Genomic DNA, 19,796 nt, shown 5'->3' on the forward strand with positions numbered 1-19,796 from the left:
GGGAACTGCCGACCCTGACCCGAATATTTCGTAAATGTGCTCCCTCACACCCCTTTGAATTTGTCCCGGAATAACTTCATCATTTTACGCAGTCCGGGCTAATCAATTACCAGAGCCAAGTCCCGGATCCGGAAAAAGTGGAGTCAGCAGTCTTTCGCACTCTGCATGGCCATTTTTGCGGGCGGCGTCCCGGGGCGTCAAGCCATCGCTACTTTTTATACTGATATCAATGCCGGGAGCTGTAAGTAACGCTTTGATAGACCCTGCATGGCCAAATTCGGCAGCGCAGTGCAGGGGCGTGAGACCCTTGAATGTTTTCACATTGACGTCAATGCCCTTGGCGTTCAATAACAGCAGGACGCACTCTACGTTGTCGCCCATGGCGGCCCAGTGCAGGGGCGTAAGGTGCCCAGGTAGTGCCATATTGACGTCAATGCCTTTGGCGTTCAATAACACCATGATGCAGTCTGTATAGCCAGATAGGGCAGCGCAGCTCAGGGGCGTCACGCCTGAAGACGATTTCACATTGACGTCAATGTCGTCGGCGGTCAGTAATACCTTGATGCACTCTGCGAAGTCTTCTACAACAGCGCAGTACAGGGGCGTATAGCCATCGAGACACTTAACATTGACGTCAATGCCGTCGGCGGACAGTAATTCCTTGATGCACTCTGCGTAGCCTTCTGCGACAGCACAGTACAGGGGCGTAAAGCCATTGTTATTCTGCACATTGACATCAATGCCATCGGCGGTCAATAACGCCCTGACACACACTACGTGGCCTTCTGAGGCAGCACCGTGCAAGGGCGTCAAGCTATCGTTATGTGTCACATTGACGTCAATGCCTGTGGTGTTCAACAACTCCGTGACGCACTCTGCGTGGCCTCTCAAGGCAGCATAGTACAGGGGTGTCACGCCATTGTTATTCTTCACATTGACGTCAATGCCACCGATGGCCAGTAACGCCCTGACGAACGCTACGTGCCCGTTTTTGGCAGCGATGTGCAGTGGCGTCGAGCCATGGATATTTTTCTGGTTAACCTGCGGGTTGCCCGGTTTCAACAGGTATTCCAATCCAGGCAAATTACCGGAACTTGCAAAGCACGCCAGGGGGCTGTCCTGGTCATCGTTCAAGAAGCTGGTCAATTGATCACAATGACCGGTTAACAGAAGATTGGACAGGGTTTCTGCCTGCTTCAGAATAAGGGCCTGTTTGAACAGTCGCTGGCAATCATGGGGTGTCAGTAACTTTTTGATATCCTCGTGGGAGAAATCAGAGACCTGCCAGCTGGCCAGACGTGATGTGATTGACAAAACATCTATTCCCTGTTGTTGAAGTCTCAATAAGACCGGCTTCAGCAGAGGTGTATCGATCAGCCAGTCCAGTACGCGTGGAGCAATGCCTGGAGTAATGCCGGGAGTAATGAACGTTGTAACAGAGGCAAAATGATCAACTACACATTGGTATAACGTTTCTTTAAAAGTGTCATCGTGTTTAATCAGCTTGTCACTGAGTTGGTTGGCAAGTGCCCTGGTCACCATCGCTGGTATTTTACCAAGCTGTTCGATGGTGGTGTGTTGCAGGAAGAACGAGGCAATATGCCAGGCCTTATCGGTTTGCTCCATTGCCTGGGTGAGCAGGGCATAAATGGTGGTTTCAGGCCAGGTTGAGAAGTCAATGGAGATTAAATGAGGCAATGTCAGCGTGGTGTGATTATTCCCATCAAAAGGACACGCCAGCCCCGTCGGCAAGTACTGGTCATGATTAAATACCCAGAAGAAAAGCTGGTTGATGGTACCGATATACCAGGCCGAATCAACATCAGCAGGAATAGTGGCGAACACCCGGGCGGATGATTCACAGAAATGGCTGGTCACCCAGGCCAGTAACTTTTCCCGATAACGGCCAAGGTAATAGTTGCCATCGCCTGTTTCTTCGATAACGGTCCTGAGATCAAGGGACTGTTCTCCGCTTGTTTGCAGTAAATGATTGACCGGTTTAAAGAGTGCGCTTTCAAGCGTCCCCGTTCTCTCTGAAGTCAGTTCAAAAGGGGCAATAACGTTGGTTTCCCATGTCTGTACGCCCAGTTTTTGCAGGGTTGCGCTGAGCTGGTCAGACCACCCGGACGAGAGTTTACGGAGGATGGTGCAAGCATTGACTGACAGTGGTGCAGCTGCAAGAAATCGCCGGGTAAGGTCACCACCCAGATTGATCGGTGCCGAAGTGTCAGCGATATGAGCAAGTCCCAGAGGCTCACAGAAAAGATTGTGCAAGCTGTGAACCCAGTGAATCTCCATGTCTGGTGATATATCAACCAATCCCTCCCGTTGCAACTCAAGCAGGAAAGACTGGATAAATTGATCAAACAGTTCACTCCTGACATTGAAGAGCTTCCCGCCCAGCCCTCCTCGTGAGGCTTCCAAATTAAGAAAACTCTTGGTAAAGCGGCCGTGAATACCGGGAGGGCACTCCTGAATGTCACTCAGGCACTCATGAAGTACCCCGGCGATGTAATTTTGGTTGTCAACATTTGGATCGTGTTGTTGGTCCCTGAGCTGCATGACTAACTGTCGAATCTGAAAGCGTGTCTCACGATACAGGGTGAGCAGGCTGTTTTTAAGATGATCAGGCGGTGATTCCAGTTTCTCATAAAAAATATCTATTGATGTATCGTATTGATCATTAACGTAGGGCTGTACCAGTTGTTTCATCTCCTCAATATCATTCAGGAAACGGGTTTTAATCTCAGGAAAGGCAGCATGGGTTTCCAGTTCCTCGTAACAATGGACCCCGGGCAATTCAATATATTCTGGCTGATAGGCAGCCGTTGGTATTGGTGACTTTTCAGAAGCAGTATCTGGTTGCCAGGGTTGGAAAAGTATTGAGTTGATTTCTGTATTTAACGAAAGCATGAATTTGTCCAATGTCATATTTGTTTTGGACATATTCGATTTCAAAATAGTGGAAAAGTTGCATGTTAATGGCATGCATTGCTGACCTGACTTCAGCAGTTGATCACCCCTGAGCCATGGCTGCAGGGATTGCTTTCGTTGGAATGCGACACCAATCCTGAAAACCGCGGTCAGATCTTTCTGGAGGCTGCGGTGAACTTGCCTTTTGTCCAGCCATAAAAAAAGGCCGGTATTCACAAAATACCGGCCACTTCGCTTGCAAGGGTTCGCCTTGTAATAAATGCTGATTAACAGCTTCTGACAACCGCGAAGTCCGCAAGGTCCGCCATAGCACTGCGATACTCGCCTTCAGGCAATAAGTTCAGGCAGCGTTTTGCCTTGGCTGTGTATTCCCGGGCTTTAGCAGCAGTGTACAGAAGTGCTCCAGAGCTGCGAACCGCTTCCGCAACGGCTGCAATATTGTCCCGGCCGCCTTGCTCAATCGCTTCCCTTACCAGCGCTTTTTGTTCACTGGTACCATGTTTCAGGGTGTAAATCAGCGGCAATGTCGGTTTGCCTTCCGCCAGATCATCCCCGAGGTTTTTACCCATGGTTTCCGTATCGCCCTCATAGTCCAGCAGATCATCCACCAGCTGGAAGGCAATGCCGAGGTAATTACCGTAGTTAGCCATATCTTTTTCCAGTTCCGGGCTGGCTTTGCTCAGCACGGCAGCCGTCTGGCTGGAGGCCTGGAACAGCATGGCGGTTTTGCAGCGGATGACTTCCATGTAGTCATCTTCGGTAACATCAGCATCATTGATGTTCATCAGCTGCATAACCTCACCCTCGGCAATGACATTGGTGGCATCCGCCAGAATATGCAGCAGCCTGAAGCTCTCCAGCCCTACCATCATCTGGAATGCGCGGGAATAGAGAAAATCACCCACCAGAACGCTGGGCGCGTTGCCCCACAGGGCATTCGCCGTGTCTCTGCCACGGCGCAGGTCTGACTGATCCACCACGTCGTCATGCAGCAGGGTGGCGGTGTGCAGGAATTCAATAATGGCGGCCAGTGGCACATGGTTGTAGTCATTGTAACCACAGGCCCGGGCCGTCAGCAGTACCAGCAATGGGCGTAGCCGCTTGCCACCGGACTTAATGATGTATTCACTGATTTTGCTGACCAGGGCGACGTCAGAGTGCAACTGCTCGTGAATGCACTCGTTCACCCTGCGGAAATCGTCGTGGACTGCGATCTGAAAAGAGGCTTGTTGTTTGTCCGGCATCTGGCTTATTTGGTGGGGCGAAATTGGGCATCGTATTTAGTGCTACTGCAACTGTCAATAGCAGCCGGTGATGAAGGCACTAATACAGGGTCTTTGCGGTGTGCCTACTTATTTCGGTGACACAGGCAGCAGACCTCCTGACCCCTTTCACCGGGCAGGGCAGGATAAAATGCCAACAGGTCTTGCCAGTGAGGCTTGACTCCCTTAGAATTTGCGCCCCTATCTGAGAATCCGGTGCGGTGTGCCGCTTTGTCATGGATTGCTGATCAATAGCTGGTTTCAGCTGCCCTTCAGCTCATGAGGTGCCGCCCATCCCTGATGGTAACTGAAAGGCCGTACTGGTCTTGTTGCAGCCATCAGCTTCTTTAATGGCCGTCAGCTTCAAAAGAAGTGGTTTTTAGATAGCTAAAAATTCCACCATGCCTTTCCAGGGCCGGTGGATGCCTTTGACAAAGAGGCTCTTAAGGATTTTCGGAGATCAAATCATGTACGCAGTTATCAGAACTGGTGGTAAGCAGTACCGCGTTACCGAAGGAGAAATCCTGAAGGTAGAAAAACTGAGCAACGCCGCTGGCGAAAGCCTGGAAATCAACGACGTTCTGCTGATCGCCAATGGCGAAGAACTGAAAGTTGGTGCTCCAGTGGTTGAAGGTGCCAAGGTTACTGCTGAAGTTATCAGCCACGGCCGTGGTCCAAAAATCAAGATCATCAAGTTCAAGCGTCGTAAGCATCACCGCAAGCAGATGGGCCATCGTCAGTGGTTCACTGAGCTGAAGATCACCGGAATTGCCGGTTAATTATTGCTGACAGGTTTTATCAAACCTGTTGAATACTTCTAAGGGCAGTCTCTGGTGTGGTAGCTGGCGGCAGGTCCGGGATAAAAGGAGAGCAAGATGGCTCACAAAAAAGCTGGCGGTAGTACCCGCAACGGTCGCGATTCAGAAAGTAAACGCCTTGGTGTCAAAATCTTTGGTGGTCAGGCTATCCAGGCGGGTGCCATCATCGTTCGTCAGCGTGGTACCAAGTTCCACGCTGGTGCTAACGTAGGCATCGGTAAGGACCACACCCTGTTCGCCAAGGCCGACGGTAAAGTCGTGTTTGAAGTGAAGGGTCCTAAAAAGCGCAAGTATGTCAGCGTAGCTGCTGCATAATGGCGTTCGGGCTGCCAGTGATTATCTGATGATTGCTGACGGCTCACCCTGAAAGCCCCGCTATCGCGGGGCTTTTGTTTATCTATTGACCGGACAGTGCCTACAGGTAAGCCCTGACATCTATTAAGGGTTTACCTGCAGGCATTGGCAGATGACTGGTTACGCTGCAATTATGGTTGCAGGAGAGTGGCGCAATGAAGTTTGTAGATGAAGCGACAATCACGGTTCAGGCGGGTAAAGGTGGTAATGGCTGCCTGAGCTTTCGCCGTGAAAAATTTATTGAAAAAGGTGGCCCCGATGGTGGCGACGGTGGTGATGGTGGCAGCATCTATGTGATTGCTGACAACGACCTGAATACCCTGGTGGATTACCGCTACCAGAAGCACTACCAGGCACAGAACGGTGAGCCGGGTCGTGGCCGTAACTGTACCGGTGCCAAAGGTACGGATATCGAGCTGAAAGTGCCGGTGGGCACCACGGTTGTGGATAACGAGACGGAAGAGGTTATCTGCGATCTGACCCATGTTGGTGAGCGCGTCAAGGTCGCCCAGGGTGGCTTCCATGGGTTGGGGAATACCCGTTATAAATCCAGTGTCAACCGTGCGCCGAGACAGACCAGCCCGGGTTCTGAAGGCGAGCGCCGGGATCTGCGCCTTGAGCTTAAGGTGATTGCCGATGTGGGCCTGCTCGGTATGCCCAATGCGGGCAAGTCTACGTTTATTCGTGCCGTATCCCAGGCTCGGCCAAAGGTGGCTGACTATCCATTTACTACCTTGGTTCCAAATTTGGGCGTGGTGGCGGTGGATCGTCATCGTGGCTTTGTTATTGCTGATATTCCCGGTCTGATTGAGGGCGCTGCTGAGGGGGCTGGCCTCGGTATTCGCTTCCTCAAGCATTTGGCCCGATGCCGTATTCTGCTGCACCTTGTTGATGTGGCACCTTATGATGACACCGATCCGGCGGAGTCTGCCAAGGCAATCATTCATGAATTAGAACAGTTCAGTGAAACCCTGGCGAACCGGGATCGCTGGCTGGTGTTGAATAAAGTTGATTTGCTGCCCGATGATCAGCGTGAAGCTGTCTGCCAGCATATTATCAAGGAGCTGAACTGGACCGGCCCTGTTTACCAGACATCCGCTATTGCTGGTCTGGGCACCGGGATTCTTTGTCAGAACATCATGAGCTTTATCGAAGAGCGCGCCCTGGAACAAAGTGAAGATGAAGAGCTGGCCAAACAGGAAGAAGAGCAGCTGAGCAAGATGGAATCTGAGGCGCGCATGCGTATGCGGGAGCTGGCCGAAGAGCGTCGTGCTCGTCGGGCGGCAAAAAAAGCGGCGGATAACGATGACGACGACGATGATGACGATCACGATGTTGAGGTCTTCTACGTATGAGTGAACGCAACCGCTTGCAGGCAGCCCGGCGCTGGGTGATCAAAATTGGCAGTGCGCTGTTAACCAATGAAGGTCAGGGCCTGGATCTTGATCGTATGGACGCCTGGGTGACGCAGATGTGCCAGCTGCGTGATCAGGGCGTGGAGGTCGTGCTGGTCTCTTCCGGTGCGGTTGCGGCAGGCATGGAAAAGCTGGGCTGGATGGAGCGGCCAACAGCGCTGCATCAGCTGCAGGCAGCGGCGGCGGTGGGTCAGGCCCGTCTGGTGCAGGCCTGGGAGGTTGGTTTTCAGAAGTATGGTGTGCAGCCTGCACAGGTGTTGTTGACCCACGATGACCACAGTAATCGCCGACGTTACCTGAATGCCCGGAGTACCCTGAAAACCCTGTTGGAAATTGGGGTGGTACCGGTCATCAATGAAAATGACACGGTTGTGACTGACGAACTTCGCTTTGGCGATAACGATACCCTGGCAGCGCTGGTGGCCAACCAGGTGGAAGCGGATGTCCTGGTGATTCTGACGGATCAGGATGGCCTGTTTACCGCCGACCCAAGAACCAATCCTGATGCCAGGCTGATGCATGAAGTGCGTGCCGGGGATGAGTCCCTGGATGCCATGGCGGGTGGTGGCAGTGGTCGCCTGGGTCGTGGTGGCATGCAGACCAAGTTGCGCGCATCCCGCCAGGCGGCTGCATCCGGCTGTGCGACGGTGATTGTTGGTGGTCGTGCAGACAGTGTGATTACCCGGGTGTTTGCCGGTGAAGAGCTGGGTACCTTACTGCTTCCGGATCAGGAGCCAATGGCGGCACGCAAGCAGTGGCTCCAGGGGCATCTGAAAACCGCCGGCGAACTGGTGCTGGATGCCGGTGCTGTCCGGGTACTGAAGGAACAGGGTAAGAGCCTGTTGCCAGTAGGGGTAAAAGCGCTGAGAGGCCGCTTCCAGCGTGGTGAGATGGTTACCTGCCTGGATGAAAACGGCAATGAAGTGGCTCGGGGGTTGATCAATTACGGTGCCAGTGAAGCGGAACGTATTATTGGCAAGCCCAGTCATCAGATTAAGGCGTTGTTAGGCTATCAGCGAGAGCCTGAGTTGCTGCACCGGGATAATATGGTGCTTGCGTCTTGATCGTATAGATACAAAAAAACCGGCAAGCGCCGGTTTTTTTGTATCCTGACAACGCAGATTGGTTGTCTGTCTCAGCGGGGCTCAGGCAGTTGCCAGGGCCTTGATCTGAGCGTTCAGACGGCTCTTGTGACGAGCAGCCTTGTTCTTGTGGATGATGCCCTTGTCGGCCATACGGTCGATCACAGGTACCGCTGCAGTGAAGGCAGCTTTAGCGGCTTCAACGTCTCTGGTGTCGATCGCCTTGATCACCTTCTTGATAGAAGTGCGAACCATGGAACGCAGGCTGGCGTTGTGCTGACGACGGTTTTCAGCCTGACGGGCGCGCTTGCGTGCAGAAGGAGAGTTTGCCATTTCGGTGCTCCTGGAAATTCAATTTCGTTCGGGTTGTCTCAGGGCGGCTTTGGGGCACCCTGCATGGAATAGGTTGTTTGCCGCAGTTACTGGCAATGCCCCGGGTAAGACACTGTCAGCCCATATCCCACTTTCATTTAGCTCAGGGCTTTATCCAGCTCAGGGCTATACCTGGCACTGTATTTGGCTCAAGGCTATTTAGCCGCCGAACTATGCCGACTCAGGCCGGTCTTGTCAATACGGCATACTGCCTGCAGGGCTTTAAATCTGCCGGACTGTGGCGTTTTTTGACGGTCCGGGAGGTGACACTGCTTTTGGGCAAAACCAGCGATTTTCACAATATATGTGGCAATCGCAATTACCTTGGATATGATTGGCTGTTTATTCTTATGCTTTTACATTCAATTGCACCATGAGTGATTCCGATAACAGTCCGCCAGCCAATCAGCCTGAATCGAAAAAATCCGGATTACTGCGATCCAGCCTGGTGGTGGGGATAATGACCATGCTCTCCCGGGTACTGGGTCTGGCCAGGGATGTGGTGGTTGCTGGCTACTTTGGTTCGACAGCCGCAGCGGATGCCTTTTTTGTGGCGTTCAAAATCCCGAATTTTCTTCGTCGCCTGTTTGCTGAAGGGGCGTTTTCTCAAGCCTTTGTGCCGGTGCTGTCGGAATATCGTTCTAAACGAAGCTTTGACGATGTGCGCGAATTGGTCAGTCGCGTAAGTGGAACCCTGGCGGGGATATTGCTGCTGGTGACGGTTGTGGGTGTTCTGGCGGCTCCGATATTGATCCGGCTGTTTGCGCCGGGCTTTATCAATGAACCGGCAAAACTGGCGCTTGCCGGTGACATGCTGCGGATTACCTTTCCCTACCTGCTGTTGATTTCCCTGACAGCACTGTCGGGCTCAATCCTGAATACCTATGGACGCTTTGCGGTACCGGCATTTACTCCCGTGTTGCTGAATCTGAGTTTGATTGGCTCAACGCTTCTGCTAACGCCTTATTTTGATCAGCCGGTGATGGCGTTGGCCTGGGGCGTAGCGATTGCGGGCATTTCCCAGCTGTTGCTGCAGATGCCCTTTCTTTTGCAGATTCGCCTTCTGCCCATGCCTAAATGGGGCGTTCAGCATGAGGGCAGCCGGAGAATCATGACACTGATGGTGCCGGCGCTGTTCGGGGTTTCTGTCAGTCAGATCAACCTGCTGCTGGATACGGTGCTGGCCTCTTTCCTGCAAACCGGCAGTGTTTCCTGGCTGTATTACTCTGACCGCTTATCCGAGCTGCCACTGGGCGTGTTTGGTATCGCCATTGCCACGGTGATTCTGCCCAGCCTCTCCACCAAGCATGCGGAAGCAGACGGTGGGCATTTCTCCAGAACACTGGATTGGGCTATTCGTCTGGTATTGCTGATTGGTGTGCCGGCGGCCGTTGCGCTGTTCATTCTGGCTGGACCATTAATCGCAACCCTTTTTGACTATGGCGAGATGACGGACCGTGATGTGTTGATGTCCGCCATGAGTTTGCAGGCCTACTCCCTTGGCTTGATCGCTTTTATGTTGATCAAAGTGCTGGCACCCGGTTATTTTGCCCGCCAGGACACCAAAACGCCGGTAAAAATTGCCATTATCGCGATGGTTGCGAATATGGCGTTTAACCTGATTCTGGTATTCCCCCTGCAACATGCCGGGCTGGCACTGGCCACAACTCTGTCGGCTTTTCTGAATGCGGGCTTGCTGTATCGTGGTTTGCAACGGTCCGGGGTTTATCAGCCTGCCAGTGGCTGGCTGGTTTATTTCGCCCGGCTGCTGGCTGCTAACCTGGCGATGGCGGCGACGCTGATCTGGCTGGCCAAAGATATTGAACAATGGCTGGTCTGGTCACTATGGGAGCGAGTATCCCAGACTGGCCTGCTGGTCCTGTCCGGATTGGCGGTTTACATCGGTGTGCTTTTACTCAGTGGTGTCAGGCCCGGGCAGTTCAGGCATTAGAGACTGTTTTTCCATAATTTTCCAGGCTGCTTTCCCAACGCAGTGACCCGTGGAACCGGCTGGGGTATACTGCCCGGCTTCATCGTCAACATTTTTTCAACAATGGTTGAATACAGGAAGTAAGGGAGTCCGAGCCCCTCCATGCAGTTGATCCGCGGGTTGCACAATATCAGGCCAGAACATCAGAGATGCGTGGCCACCATCGGTAATTTTGATGGTGTGCATGTGGGCCACAGAACCATTCTTGAGGCCCTGAAACAACAGGCGTTTGAGCTGGACGCCAGGGTATGTGTCATCACCTTTGAGCCCCAGCCCAGAGAGTATTTTCAGGTGGATGCTGCACCCGTGAGGCTGTCCAGCCTGCGGGAAAAGCTGGCGCTGCTGGCGGAAAATCATGTGGATCAGGTGCTCTGTCTGCCGTTCAATGACCGGCTGCGTAGCCTCAGTGCTGATGATTTTGTCTTCCGGGCGCTGGTTGAAGGTCTGGATATTCGCTACCTGATTGTGGGTGATGACTTTCGCTACGGCTGTGACCGCAAAGGCGATTTTACCCATCTGGAACTGATGGGTGAGCGCTACGGTTTTGAAGTCTGTGATACCCAGACCGTATTGATGCAGCAGGGGCGTATCAGCAGTACCCGCATTCGTGATGCGCTGGCGGAAAATAAGTTTGCCGAAGCGGAACATATGCTGGGCAGACCATTTACCATGATTGGCCGGGTAGTAAAGGGGCAGCAGTTGGGCAGAACCTTGGGCTTCCCCACGGCGAACATCAGGGTATGTCGTCGACGTCTGCCTTTGCGGGGCGTGTTTGCTGTTCGTACACTGGTGGATGGTCATCGTTTTAATGCGGTTGCCAACCTGGGCGTCAGGCCATCGGTATCCGGCGTTAAACCGCTGCTTGAAGTCCATATGCTCGACTTCAAGGGAGATCTGTATGATCAGACCCTGCGGGTAGAGTTTGTGGAAAAGATCAGGGATGAACAGAAATTTGAATCGCTTGAAGCCTTGCGGGCAGCGATTGCCAATGATATTGAAACAGCCCGCAAGCTTTTTTAAATAACCCGCAAGCTTTTTAAATAAGTAGTTGGCCAAATGGAATCGTATATTTCTGGCTAAGTGGGCAGTTGCTATGCAAGGCGCAACGTAGGGAGCATAGCCGTAGCTATGTGACCGGAGTTGCAACGCCGCAGAGTGACTGACAACTTAGTCAGAAATATATGATTTCATTTGGTTAACTACTTAAATAGCTGTGATGAATAGTCCGTAGAGGTTCCGGTAAACAACTATGTCCGACTACAAGCATACATTGAATTTGCCGCAGACCGATTTTCCGATGCGTGGCAATTTGGCCCAGCGTGAGCCACAAATGCTCAAGCGCTGGTATGACATGGATCTCTACGAAGAAATTCGCAAGATCAGCCAGGGACGGGAAAAGTTTATTCTCCATGATGGCCCTCCCTATGCCAATGGTGATATCCACATCGGCCATGCCGTTAACAAGATCCTGAAGGATATTATCGTTAAAGCCAAAACACTTGATGGCTATGATGCGCCTTACGTTCCGGGCTGGGACTGCCATGGTCTGCCGATTGAGCATAAGGTCGAAGGTATGCTCGGCAAGGCTGGCGATAAAGTGGATTTCAAAACCTTCCGCAAAAAGTGCCGTGAATACGCCGCCAAGCAGGTGGATGGCCAGCGTGAAGACTTCAAGCGCATGGGGGTGTTTGGCGACTGGGACAAGCCATATCTGACCATGGATTTCCAGACCGAAGCTGACATCATCCGTTCCCTGGGCAAAATTGCTGCCAATGGCCACCTGGTCAAAGGCTATAAGCCGGTTTACTGGAGTGTTGTCGGTGGCTCTGCCCTGGCGGAAGCAGAAGTTGAGTATCAGGATAAAACCTCTACCCAGATTGACGTGCGTTATGCAGCGCTTGATGAAGCTGATCTGTTAAGTGCGTTTACTTTTGACGGTGGCTCTTCAGTAGAGAAAGGTGCAGGCGAGGTTGCCGTCGTAATCTGGACGACAACGCCATGGACCCTGCCATCCTCCCAGGCGGTCAGCATGGGCGGCGATCTGGATTACGCCCTGGTGCAGTGTCAGGTGAATGGTGAACCTGCCCGTCTGGTTCTGGCTGAAGCCCTGGTGGCCAGTGCCATGCAGCGCTATGGCATTGAGGACTATACGATCATTGCCCGGGCAAAGGGCGCAGCGTTTGAACACAAGAAAGTTGCCCATCCATTCTATGACCGGGAACTGCCGCTGATACTGGGTGACCACGTCACCATTGACGCGGGTACCGGTAATGTTCATACGGCACCTGACCACGGTGTTGATGACTTCAATGTGGGGCGTCACTACGGTATCGGTACCCTGAATTATCTGGACGACAGTGGTTATTACCGTGCCAACGTAGAACTGTTTGCTGGTGAGCACGTTTACAAGGTTGACCCGAAAGTGGTTGAGGTACTGGTTGATAAAGGTCGACTGCTGGCTCAGGAGAAACTGACGCACAGCTACCCTCACTGCTGGCGTACCAAAACACCACTGATTTTCCGTGCCACGCCCCAGTGGTTTATCAGCATGACCAAAGAACATCTGCTGGATACCGCCATGGATTCCCTGAAAGGTGTCGTGTTTACCCCTGAGTGGGGCCGTAACCGGATGGAAGCCATGCTGGGCCAGAGTCCGGACTGGTGTATCTCCCGTCAGCGTACCTGGGGTGTACCAATTGCGCTGTTTATCCATAAAGAGACCGAAGATCTGCATCCGGATACTCAGGCACTGATTGAACAAGTTGCGCTGAAAGTTGAGCAGGAGGGGATGGACGCCTGGTTTGATCTGGAGCCTGCGGATATGCTTGGTGCTGAAGATGCTGAGCACTATGTGAAAGTGACCGATACTCTGGATGTCTGGTTTGATTCCGGTGTTACTCACTATTCGGTGATCGAGCGACGTGATGGGCTGCAACTCCCCGCAGACCTCTATCTGGAAGGTTCTGACCAGCACCGTGGCTGGTTCCAGTCGTCCCTGAAAACCAGTATTGCCATGCATGGCGTGCCGCCCTACAAAGGCCTGCTGACCCATGGCTTCACCGTGGATGCCAATGGCCGGAAGATGTCCAAGTCGCTGGGTAATGTGATTGCTCCCCAGAAGATCTTCAAGTCTCTGGGCGCGGATATCCTGCGTCTCTGGGTCTCTGCTACAGATTACACCTCAGAAATGACCGTTTCTGATGATATCCTCAAGCGCACGGCAGACAGCTATCGTCGTATTCGTAATACCGCACGCTTTCTGTTGTCCAACCTGACCGGTTTCAACCCAGAAACCGATGCGGTTGCCTGGAAGGATATGCTGTCACTGGATAAGTGGGCTGTGGATCGTACCCTGAGACTGCAAAATGAAGTGGTGGATGCTTACAACAGCTACAACTTCCTTTCGGTCTACCAGAAAGTTCACAATTTCTGCTCACTGGATCTGGGTGGTTTCTATCTGGACATTATCAAGGACCGTCAGTACACCACTGCGCAAAACAGTCTGGCCCGTCGCAGCTGTCAAACTGCGATGTACCGTATCATCGAGGCCTTTGTCCGCTGGATGGCACCCATCACCAGCTTTACCGCCGATGAAATCTGGGAAGCGATGCCCGGGCAGCGTGGTGCATCGGTTTTCCTGGAAACCTGGTATGAAGGGCTGAACAGTCTGGAGGGTGATGAGCTGGGTCGTGAGTTCTGGAATACGATTCTGGACGTGAAGACGGCGGTGAACAAAGCCCTCGAAGATGCCCGTGTGGCTGGAACCATCGGTGGCTCTCTGGAAGCGGAAGTGACTCTGTTTGCCGATGGGGCGCTGACAGAAAAACTGAACCGTCTGGGTAATGAGTTGCGGTTTGTGCTGATTACCTCTGCGGCTACCGTTAAGCCACTGACTGATAAGGGTGATGCTGCGGCAACTGAACTGGCAGGACTCAAAGTGCTGGTTGAGAAGGCCGGGCACAAGAAGTGCGAGCGTTGCTGGCATCGCCGTGAAGATGTTGGCACCATTGCCGAACATCCGGAGCTTTGTGGCCGCTGTGTTGCAAACGTAGAAGGCAGTGGCGAACAGCGACAATTTGCCTGATACCAGGAGGCTGTTCGAGAATAGACTGCCCTACTGCGGTGGCAGCAAATTGGTCTAAAAATTCCGTTTTGTTCGGCAAATAGCCCCGCTATTCACCTCACAAAACGGAATTTTTATCCTCAATTTTCTGCCATCCTCGCTACGGGGTCGCCTAGACGGGCGCTATTCTCGGACAGCCTCCTGGCTTTTGCCATAAAAAATACCCGGTCAGCTCCGGGTATTTTTTTGGACAGTAGTCTGCTTTATGACCTGTTGTTCAACGCTGTAACTTGTTAAATTCTTATGGATTTCGGTAATTCGCACTATCCCCCGGCGGTTCAAGACACTTAGTATTGACAGGACTCACTGAATAATATGGATTTTTTAGCAGGAACCGGCCATGCAGAGTAATACTTCAGGAAAGCTTCACTGGCTCTGGCTCAGTGCCATCGTGTTCGGCTTTGACCAACTGGTAAAATGGTGGATTATTGAGGAGTTTTCCCTTTACCAGCAATTATCGGTATTGCCCTTCTTTTCCCTGACCCTTGCCTACAATACCGGTGCTGCATTCAGCTTTCTCAGTGATGCGTCCGGTTGGCAGCGCTGGTTTCTCAGCAGTGTGGCCATTATCGTCAGCATCATGCTGGTGGGGTGGTTGAAGCAGCTTCGCTCAGGGGAAAACTGGCAGGCCTGCTCTCTGTCATTAATACTGGGCGGTGCGTTGGGGAATTTGATTGATCGGTTGTTGCATGGGCATGTCACCGACTTTCTGTTGTTTTATTACAAAAACTGGTATTTTCCAGCATTCAACCTGGCGGATACCGCCATTACGGTGGGTGCCGCCATGTTGATTCTGGATATGTTCCGGAGTAATCCTTCGGTGGAAAGTAGCAGCAACGATAAATAGAAGAGCAGGAGTGAGTCACGGTGTCAGCAGTAATTAAGAAAGGCAGCAAGGTCACTCTGCATTTTTCCCTGAAGCTGGATGATGGGAGTGTGGTGGACAGCACACCAGCGGAGAAACCGGCATCCCTGATCATCGGTGACGGTAATCTCCCGGAAGGATTTGAAGAAACGCTGTATGGCCTGGCGTCGGGTGAAGACCGGGTGTCCCGGATTCCTCCGGAAAAAGCGTTTGGTATGCCGAATCCCAATAATCTCCAGCGTATCCCCAAGGGCAGTTTTGCCAGTGGGGTTGAACTGGAGGAAGGGCTGGTGATGTCCTTTTCTGACGCGGCCAACAGTGAGCTTCCCGGCGTGGTCAGAAATTTTGATGATGAAATGGTTGAAGTTGACTTCAATCACCCTCTGGCAGGTCGGCACCTGACCTTTGAGGTACAGATTCTGGATGTAGAGACGCCTTGAGCGATAACCAGAGCCATAAAGCAGTGACAGAAAAGGTTGGTGATTCCCCTATGAAAATCAAACTGGCTAATCCCCGTGGCTTTTGTGCAGGTGTGGACCGTGCCATTGAGATCGTCAACCGGGCGCTTGATGTTTTCGGTCCTCCTATTTATGTCCGTCATGAGGTGGTCCACAACAAATTTGTGGTGGAAAACCTGAAAGAGCGTGGGGCAATCTTTGTCGATGAGCTGGATCAGGTACCGGATGACGTCATCGTTATTTTCAGTGCCCATGGTGTTTCCCGGGCTGTAGAGGATGAGGCACAACGTCGGGGCCTGAAAGTGTTTGATGCCTCCTGCCCGCTGGTTAAAAAAGTTCATATGGAAGTGGTGCGCTATTCCCGGGATGGCATGGAGTGTGTACTGATTGGTCACCATGGGCACCCTGAAGTGGAAGGCACCATGGGGCAGTATGACTCGCGAAACGGTGGTGCTATGTATCTGGTTGAGAACGAAGACGATGTTCGTGCTCTTGAGGTAGCAGATCCTTCCAGACTGGCCTATGTCACCCAGACAACCCTTTCCATGGATGACACTGCCAAAGTTATTGAAGCCCTGCGTCTCAAGTTCCCTGAGATACAGGGACCAAGGAAAGACGATATTTGCTATGCCACGCAGAACCGGCAGGATGCGGTAAAAATTCTGGCGGGACAGTGTGACCTGGTGTTGGTGGTCGGTTCAGTGAACAGCTCAAACTCTAACCGACTGCGGGAACTGGCCGAGCGCTCGGGCGCTGAAGCACATCTGGTGGATAATGCCGACGATGTCAAACCGGGATGGCTGGTGGACAAAGCATCCATTGGTATCACAGCAGGCGCTTCGGCACCGGATATTCTGGTTCAGGGTGTTATTATGCGGTTAAAAGAACTGGGCGCAGAATTACCGGAAGAGCTGGCTGGCAAAGAAGAGAATATTGTCTTTACCATGCCTAAAGAGCTGCGTTTGAAAGCGGTTTCTGATTAATTCATTTTTTTAATTTTTGCAAACAATCGGTCAAAGTAAACGTTATTCGTTGAATAAAATCTGATCAATGGTTATGAATAACGATAAGCTGTAAAGGTTGGTTAACACACCTCTTGGCATTTTTAACCGGGTTTTGGGCTTTCTGCTGATTGCTGACCCATTGATCAAAGGAAAGGAACCTTTAATAGATTAAATCCTGGCACTTCAGTTTTCGGGTTTAAAATTGGGTAAAAGATGCAATGTCTTCTCACCAGAAAGCCTGACGCAGATTCAGTTGGCATGACAGCTTCTGGCAATTGGATAACGCACATCATCAAAAAAACTGAGTGCCAGGGATTGGGCAATGAAGTACAAGGTTGGGCATCGTTTCTCAGCAAATCATGTTGACAGCTCTCATACAGCCTGTGAGTGCAATCGCCATTTCCCGTCTGAATATTTCCCCCAAACTCCGTTAAAAACAATGGGTGTTTCTCTGGTTGAGTTACTGGTCTCCCTGTCCGTTGCGGCTATTTTGATTGCAGTGTCTGCACCCGGCATGAAAACCCTTATCGTCAATAACCGGATCGATAATGTGGCAGATGAACTGTATGGCAGTTTGATGCTGGCCAGATCTGAGGCTGTCAAACGACAACGGACCGTTTCATTGTGCAGCACTGTGGATGATCTGACCTGCGATGAAAGTAACGCTGGCTGGCATCACGGCTGGCTTATTTTTACGGATGAACGTGATGATGGTCTATTGAACGACAGTGATCAGGTGATTCGTCGTGTTGCAGGGCAGTCAGAGCTTATCTCAATCCTGTGGAATCGTGGTTACAGCCTTCGCTTCAATAGCCGTGGCCAGACCAGTCAGGCAGGCACTTTTCAGGTTTGTGACCAGGACAGTAACAGCGATGCCAAAGCAATTATCATCAGCATGACAGGCCGTCTCCGGACGGAGGAGCGGGGCGCATGCGGCTGAAGTATGTTCATAGTGGTGACAAAAGCCCTGAGAAAAAGAACCGGGGCGCAGGGTTGATTGAAGTATTGATCAGCCTGTTGGTGATCACGATCGGCATTCTTGGTATGGCAGGAGTACATAGCAGCAGTTTGCAGTATAACCAGTCAGCCTATGTGCAATCACAGGCTACCTTTTTAGCGACGGATATGCTGGATCGTATTCAGGCCAACAACAGCCTGGCCAGAAGCGGAAACAGTTATCAGGCAGGTATGAATGATCTTGAATACAGCCAATGCATTGATAGCAACTACCCCAACAGTTGCGAGGCTGGAAGCTGCACTCCTCAGGAAATGGCGGCCTACGATATTCTGCAATGGAAGTTTCAGCTGACCTGCCAGATTCCGGGAAGCAAGGGTTCAATTACCTACCAGGACAGTGAGGGTGTTCGAACGTATATCATTCGTCTCAGTTTCCCGGATATGGGCAACAGGGTCCCCCTGAGTGATGTGGTATTAAGGGGGATACTATGAAGCGGATTGAGAAAGGATTCTCACTGGTTGAAATGATGATTGCCCTGGTCCTTGGTCTGGTTCTTTTTACCGGGGTTGGCCATCTGGTGCTGGCATCCAGCCGATCGTGGGTATTGCAGGATGAGCTGGCACGGGTTCAGGAAAATGGTCGGCTGGCCCTGGATATTCTGGGGCAAAGTATCAGCACTGCGGGATATACCGGCTGTCCTGCCCAGGCAAAGCTGGCGAATTTAGTCTATTCCAACAATGATAATCGTCAGTGGATGATGCATTTTGATAAAGGCGTTCTGGGCATTCCTGCCGGTAACAGTGTTGAGCAGCAGCTGGACAGCAATGCTATCTCTGAAGCCATTATTATCCACAGTGTTGATAGCAATCAGTCCACCCTGGTCAGTGGCCATAATACTGGCACTGCTTCGGCAACACTGGCACAAAGCCGTAGTCATGATGAGGGTGATCTTCTGGCGCTGATTTCATCAGACTGTGGGCAGGTTTCCATTTTCCGGGCAGGGGCGGCAACAACCAATAGTGTGGTGACGCATCCGGCAGCAGGCAGTAGCAGCCTTTACAACTGTATCAGTCAGTTACAGGGTAATTTCAGTTGTCATGGCAGTACTGTTGGTTCCGGCAATATCAGTCACCTGGGATCACGACTGGCACCTTTGCAGTCTTATGCCTTCTATCTGAGGGAAAGCAATAACGTACCGACACTGTACCGGAAACTGGCGGGTGAATACGCCAGTGGCAATAGCATCAATACAGAAGCGCTGGTTGAAGGCATTGAAGGGCTGAGTATTCGTTATGGGCTGGACAGTGATAATGACGGGGTTGCCAACCGGTATATGACCGCTGGTGAAATAACACCTTACAGCGATGAGTGGCGGCAGATTATTACGGTCAAGCTTGAACTGCTGGTTCGGAGTTTCACTGAAGTGGCTCCGGAAGCTCAGGCCTATTTCTTTGCTGGCCAGCGAGTGCTGCCTGATGACCTATACGTTCGCCGAAGCTTTATGAAAACCATTAAGATCAGGAATCGGGGGCTGTGATGGGAATCATTTTAACTGCCTCAGGCATCAGACAACATATTGAGTTTTTCTGGAGAAGCCGTTTATTGCATCCGGAAACAGGTGAGAGAGGAAGTATATTGCTGGTCAGCCTGGTGATGTTGCTGGTGATGACGGTTGCTGGTTTGACCGCTGTAAAAATGGCAACGCTTGAAGAGAAGATGAGTGGTAATTATCAGGATCAGCAGATGGCGTTTTATGCGGCAGAGGCGGCGTTAAAAGAGGCGGAAAATTTTATTGCCGACAATGAGCTGGCCTTATCCAGCTTTGGTGTGAATTGTGACAATGGGTACTGTTTTGCCGGAAGCGATATTGACGATATTGGTAGCTGTGACCCGGGTGTTTCCGAGCCCTGGTTAACGGGCACCCTGTGGCGTGCGAGTGATCGGCACAGAGTGACGACAGTTACCATCAGCGGTATATCTGCCCAGGCCAAATACATTATTGAGTTTCGCTGCTATATCGCCAAAGAGGCATCAGGGCCTTTACCAGATCCGGCCAACCGTGGGGACTGGGCCAGGTTCTATCGGATTACCGCCCTGGCTACGGGCGGTTCTGGCGATTCGCGGGTAATGCTTCAATCGTCGTATAAAAAAAGCAGCTGAT

At 51.8% G+C, this 19,796-nt stretch carries 17 protein-coding genes; 14 read left to right on the forward strand and 3 right to left on the reverse strand.

Features of this window, described 5'->3' with window-relative positions; all coding sequences use genetic code 11:
- Window positions 1-102: 102 nt before the first annotated feature.
- Both CX664_RS19370 and ispB read right to left on the reverse strand, forming a co-directional pair.
- A complete protein-coding gene (locus CX664_RS19370) occupies window positions 103-2,946 on the reverse strand; it encodes an ankyrin repeat domain-containing protein (protein WP_180966562.1) in 2,844 nt (947 codons plus the stop codon).
- 254 nt (window positions 2,947-3,200) lie between these two features.
- A complete protein-coding gene (gene ispB / locus CX664_RS19375; protein ID WP_101748325.1) occupies window positions 3,201-4,178 on the reverse strand; it encodes an octaprenyl diphosphate synthase in 978 nt (325 codons plus the stop codon).
- 485 nt (window positions 4,179-4,663) lie between these two features.
- Here ispB and rplU point away from each other — a divergent pair, with 485 nt between their 5' ends.
- The 4 genes from rplU to proB all read left to right on the forward strand — a co-directional run bounded on the left by rplU (window position 4,664) and on the right by proB (window position 7,847).
- Complete coding sequence (rplU, locus tag CX664_RS19380) at window positions 4,664-4,975, forward strand: 50S ribosomal protein L21 (protein ID WP_101748326.1); 312 nt, start codon at window positions 4,664-4,666, stop codon at window positions 4,973-4,975.
- Window positions 4,976-5,071: 96 nt separating this feature from the next.
- On the forward strand, window positions 5,072-5,329 hold the full coding sequence (rpmA, locus tag CX664_RS19385) for a 50S ribosomal protein L27 (RefSeq protein WP_020581555.1): 258 nt from the start codon (window positions 5,072-5,074) through the stop codon (window positions 5,327-5,329).
- Between the two features lie 194 nt (window positions 5,330-5,523).
- Entirely contained in the window at window positions 5,524-6,723 is a 1,200-nt protein-coding gene (gene cgtA, locus CX664_RS19390; protein ID WP_101748327.1) for an Obg family GTPase CgtA, read from the forward strand.
- A complete protein-coding gene (gene proB / locus CX664_RS19395) occupies window positions 6,720-7,847 on the forward strand; it encodes a glutamate 5-kinase (RefSeq protein ID WP_101748328.1) in 1,128 nt (375 codons plus the stop codon). The genes cgtA and proB overlap by 4 nt, the downstream gene beginning before the upstream one ends.
- 81 nt (window positions 7,848-7,928) lie before the next feature.
- Here proB and rpsT read toward each other — a convergent pair whose 3' ends face one another.
- Window positions 7,929-8,198 (reverse strand): 30S ribosomal protein S20, encoded by a 270-nt coding sequence (gene rpsT, locus CX664_RS19400; protein WP_101748329.1) that lies wholly within the window; start codon window positions 8,196-8,198, stop codon window positions 7,929-7,931.
- A gap of 412 nt (window positions 8,199-8,610) precedes the next feature.
- Here rpsT and murJ point away from each other — a divergent pair, with 412 nt between their 5' ends.
- From murJ to CX664_RS19455, 10 genes are all read left to right on the forward strand, one after another.
- Window positions 8,611-10,188, forward strand: a complete 1,578-nt coding sequence (murJ, locus tag CX664_RS19410) for a murein biosynthesis integral membrane protein MurJ (protein WP_101748331.1) — start codon at window positions 8,611-8,613, stop codon at window positions 10,186-10,188.
- A gap of 141 nt (window positions 10,189-10,329) precedes the next feature.
- A complete protein-coding gene (gene ribF, locus CX664_RS19415; protein ID WP_101748332.1) occupies window positions 10,330-11,247 on the forward strand; it encodes a bifunctional riboflavin kinase/FAD synthetase in 918 nt (305 codons plus the stop codon).
- A gap of 229 nt (window positions 11,248-11,476) precedes the next feature.
- Entirely contained in the window at window positions 11,477-14,311 is a 2,835-nt protein-coding gene (gene ileS / locus CX664_RS19420; RefSeq protein ID WP_101748333.1) for an isoleucine--tRNA ligase, read from the forward strand.
- Window positions 14,312-14,690: 379 nt separating this feature from the next.
- Window positions 14,691-15,197 carry a signal peptidase II gene (gene lspA, locus CX664_RS19425; protein WP_101748334.1) on the forward strand — a complete coding sequence of 169 codons (507 nt, stop codon included), beginning with the start codon at window positions 14,691-14,693 and terminating at the stop codon, window positions 15,195-15,197.
- A 20-nt stretch (window positions 15,198-15,217) separates the two neighbouring features.
- Window positions 15,218-15,655, forward strand: coding sequence for an FKBP-type peptidyl-prolyl cis-trans isomerase (gene fkpB / locus CX664_RS19430; protein WP_101748335.1), 438 nt, complete (start codon window positions 15,218-15,220; stop codon window positions 15,653-15,655).
- Between the two features lie 50 nt (window positions 15,656-15,705).
- Entirely contained in the window at window positions 15,706-16,656 is a 951-nt protein-coding gene (ispH, locus tag CX664_RS19435) for a 4-hydroxy-3-methylbut-2-enyl diphosphate reductase (protein ID WP_101748368.1), read from the forward strand.
- A gap of 343 nt (window positions 16,657-16,999) precedes the next feature.
- Entirely contained in the window at window positions 17,000-17,617 is a 618-nt protein-coding gene (locus CX664_RS19440; RefSeq protein ID WP_101748336.1) for a GspH/FimT family pseudopilin, read from the forward strand.
- Complete coding sequence (pilV, locus tag CX664_RS19445; protein ID WP_101748337.1) at window positions 17,608-18,126, forward strand: type IV pilus modification protein PilV; 519 nt, start codon at window positions 17,608-17,610, stop codon at window positions 18,124-18,126. The genes CX664_RS19440 and pilV overlap by 10 nt, the downstream gene beginning before the upstream one ends.
- On the forward strand, window positions 18,123-19,172 hold the full coding sequence (locus tag CX664_RS19450; protein WP_101748369.1) for a PilW family protein: 1,050 nt from the start codon (window positions 18,123-18,125) through the stop codon (window positions 19,170-19,172). The genes pilV and CX664_RS19450 overlap by 4 nt, the downstream gene beginning before the upstream one ends.
- A complete protein-coding gene (locus CX664_RS19455; RefSeq protein ID WP_101748338.1) occupies window positions 19,172-19,795 on the forward strand; it encodes a pilus assembly PilX family protein in 624 nt (207 codons plus the stop codon). The genes CX664_RS19450 and CX664_RS19455 overlap by 1 nt, the downstream gene beginning before the upstream one ends.
- The last annotated feature ends 1 nt before the right edge of the window (window position 19,796 follow it).

This window comes from Endozoicomonas acroporae, assembly GCF_002864045.1.
GTDB classification, from domain to species: domain Bacteria; phylum Pseudomonadota; class Gammaproteobacteria; order Pseudomonadales; family Endozoicomonadaceae; genus Endozoicomonas; species Endozoicomonas acroporae.

Coding starts and splice junctions, on each gene's coding strand:
- CX664_RS19370 (WP_180966562.1), bottom strand. CDS start 2,946: ATGTCCAAAACAAATATGACATTGGACAAATTCATGCTTTCGTTAAAT.
- ispB (WP_101748325.1), bottom strand. CDS start 4,178: ATGCCGGACAAACAACAAGCCTCTTTTCAGATCGCAGTCCACGACGAT.
- rplU (WP_101748326.1), top strand. CDS start 4,664: ATGTACGCAGTTATCAGAACTGGTGGTAAGCAGTACCGCGTTACCGAA.
- rpmA (WP_020581555.1), top strand. CDS start 5,072: ATGGCTCACAAAAAAGCTGGCGGTAGTACCCGCAACGGTCGCGATTCA.
- cgtA (WP_101748327.1), top strand. CDS start 5,524: ATGAAGTTTGTAGATGAAGCGACAATCACGGTTCAGGCGGGTAAAGGT.
- proB (WP_101748328.1), top strand. CDS start 6,720: ATGAGTGAACGCAACCGCTTGCAGGCAGCCCGGCGCTGGGTGATCAAA.
- rpsT (WP_101748329.1), bottom strand. CDS start 8,198: ATGGCAAACTCTCCTTCTGCACGCAAGCGCGCCCGTCAGGCTGAAAAC.
- murJ (WP_101748331.1), top strand. CDS start 8,611: ATGAGTGATTCCGATAACAGTCCGCCAGCCAATCAGCCTGAATCGAAA.
- ribF (WP_101748332.1), top strand. CDS start 10,330: ATGCAGTTGATCCGCGGGTTGCACAATATCAGGCCAGAACATCAGAGA.
- ileS (WP_101748333.1), top strand. CDS start 11,477: ATGTCCGACTACAAGCATACATTGAATTTGCCGCAGACCGATTTTCCG.
- lspA (WP_101748334.1), top strand. CDS start 14,691: ATGCAGAGTAATACTTCAGGAAAGCTTCACTGGCTCTGGCTCAGTGCC.
- ispH (WP_101748368.1), top strand. CDS start 15,706: ATGAAAATCAAACTGGCTAATCCCCGTGGCTTTTGTGCAGGTGTGGAC.
- CX664_RS19440 (WP_101748336.1), top strand. CDS start 17,000: ATGAAGTACAAGGTTGGGCATCGTTTCTCAGCAAATCATGTTGACAGC.
- pilV (WP_101748337.1), top strand. CDS start 17,608: ATGCGGCTGAAGTATGTTCATAGTGGTGACAAAAGCCCTGAGAAAAAG.
- CX664_RS19450 (WP_101748369.1), top strand. CDS start 18,123: ATGAAGCGGATTGAGAAAGGATTCTCACTGGTTGAAATGATGATTGCC.
- CX664_RS19455 (WP_101748338.1), top strand. CDS start 19,172: ATGGGAATCATTTTAACTGCCTCAGGCATCAGACAACATATTGAGTTT.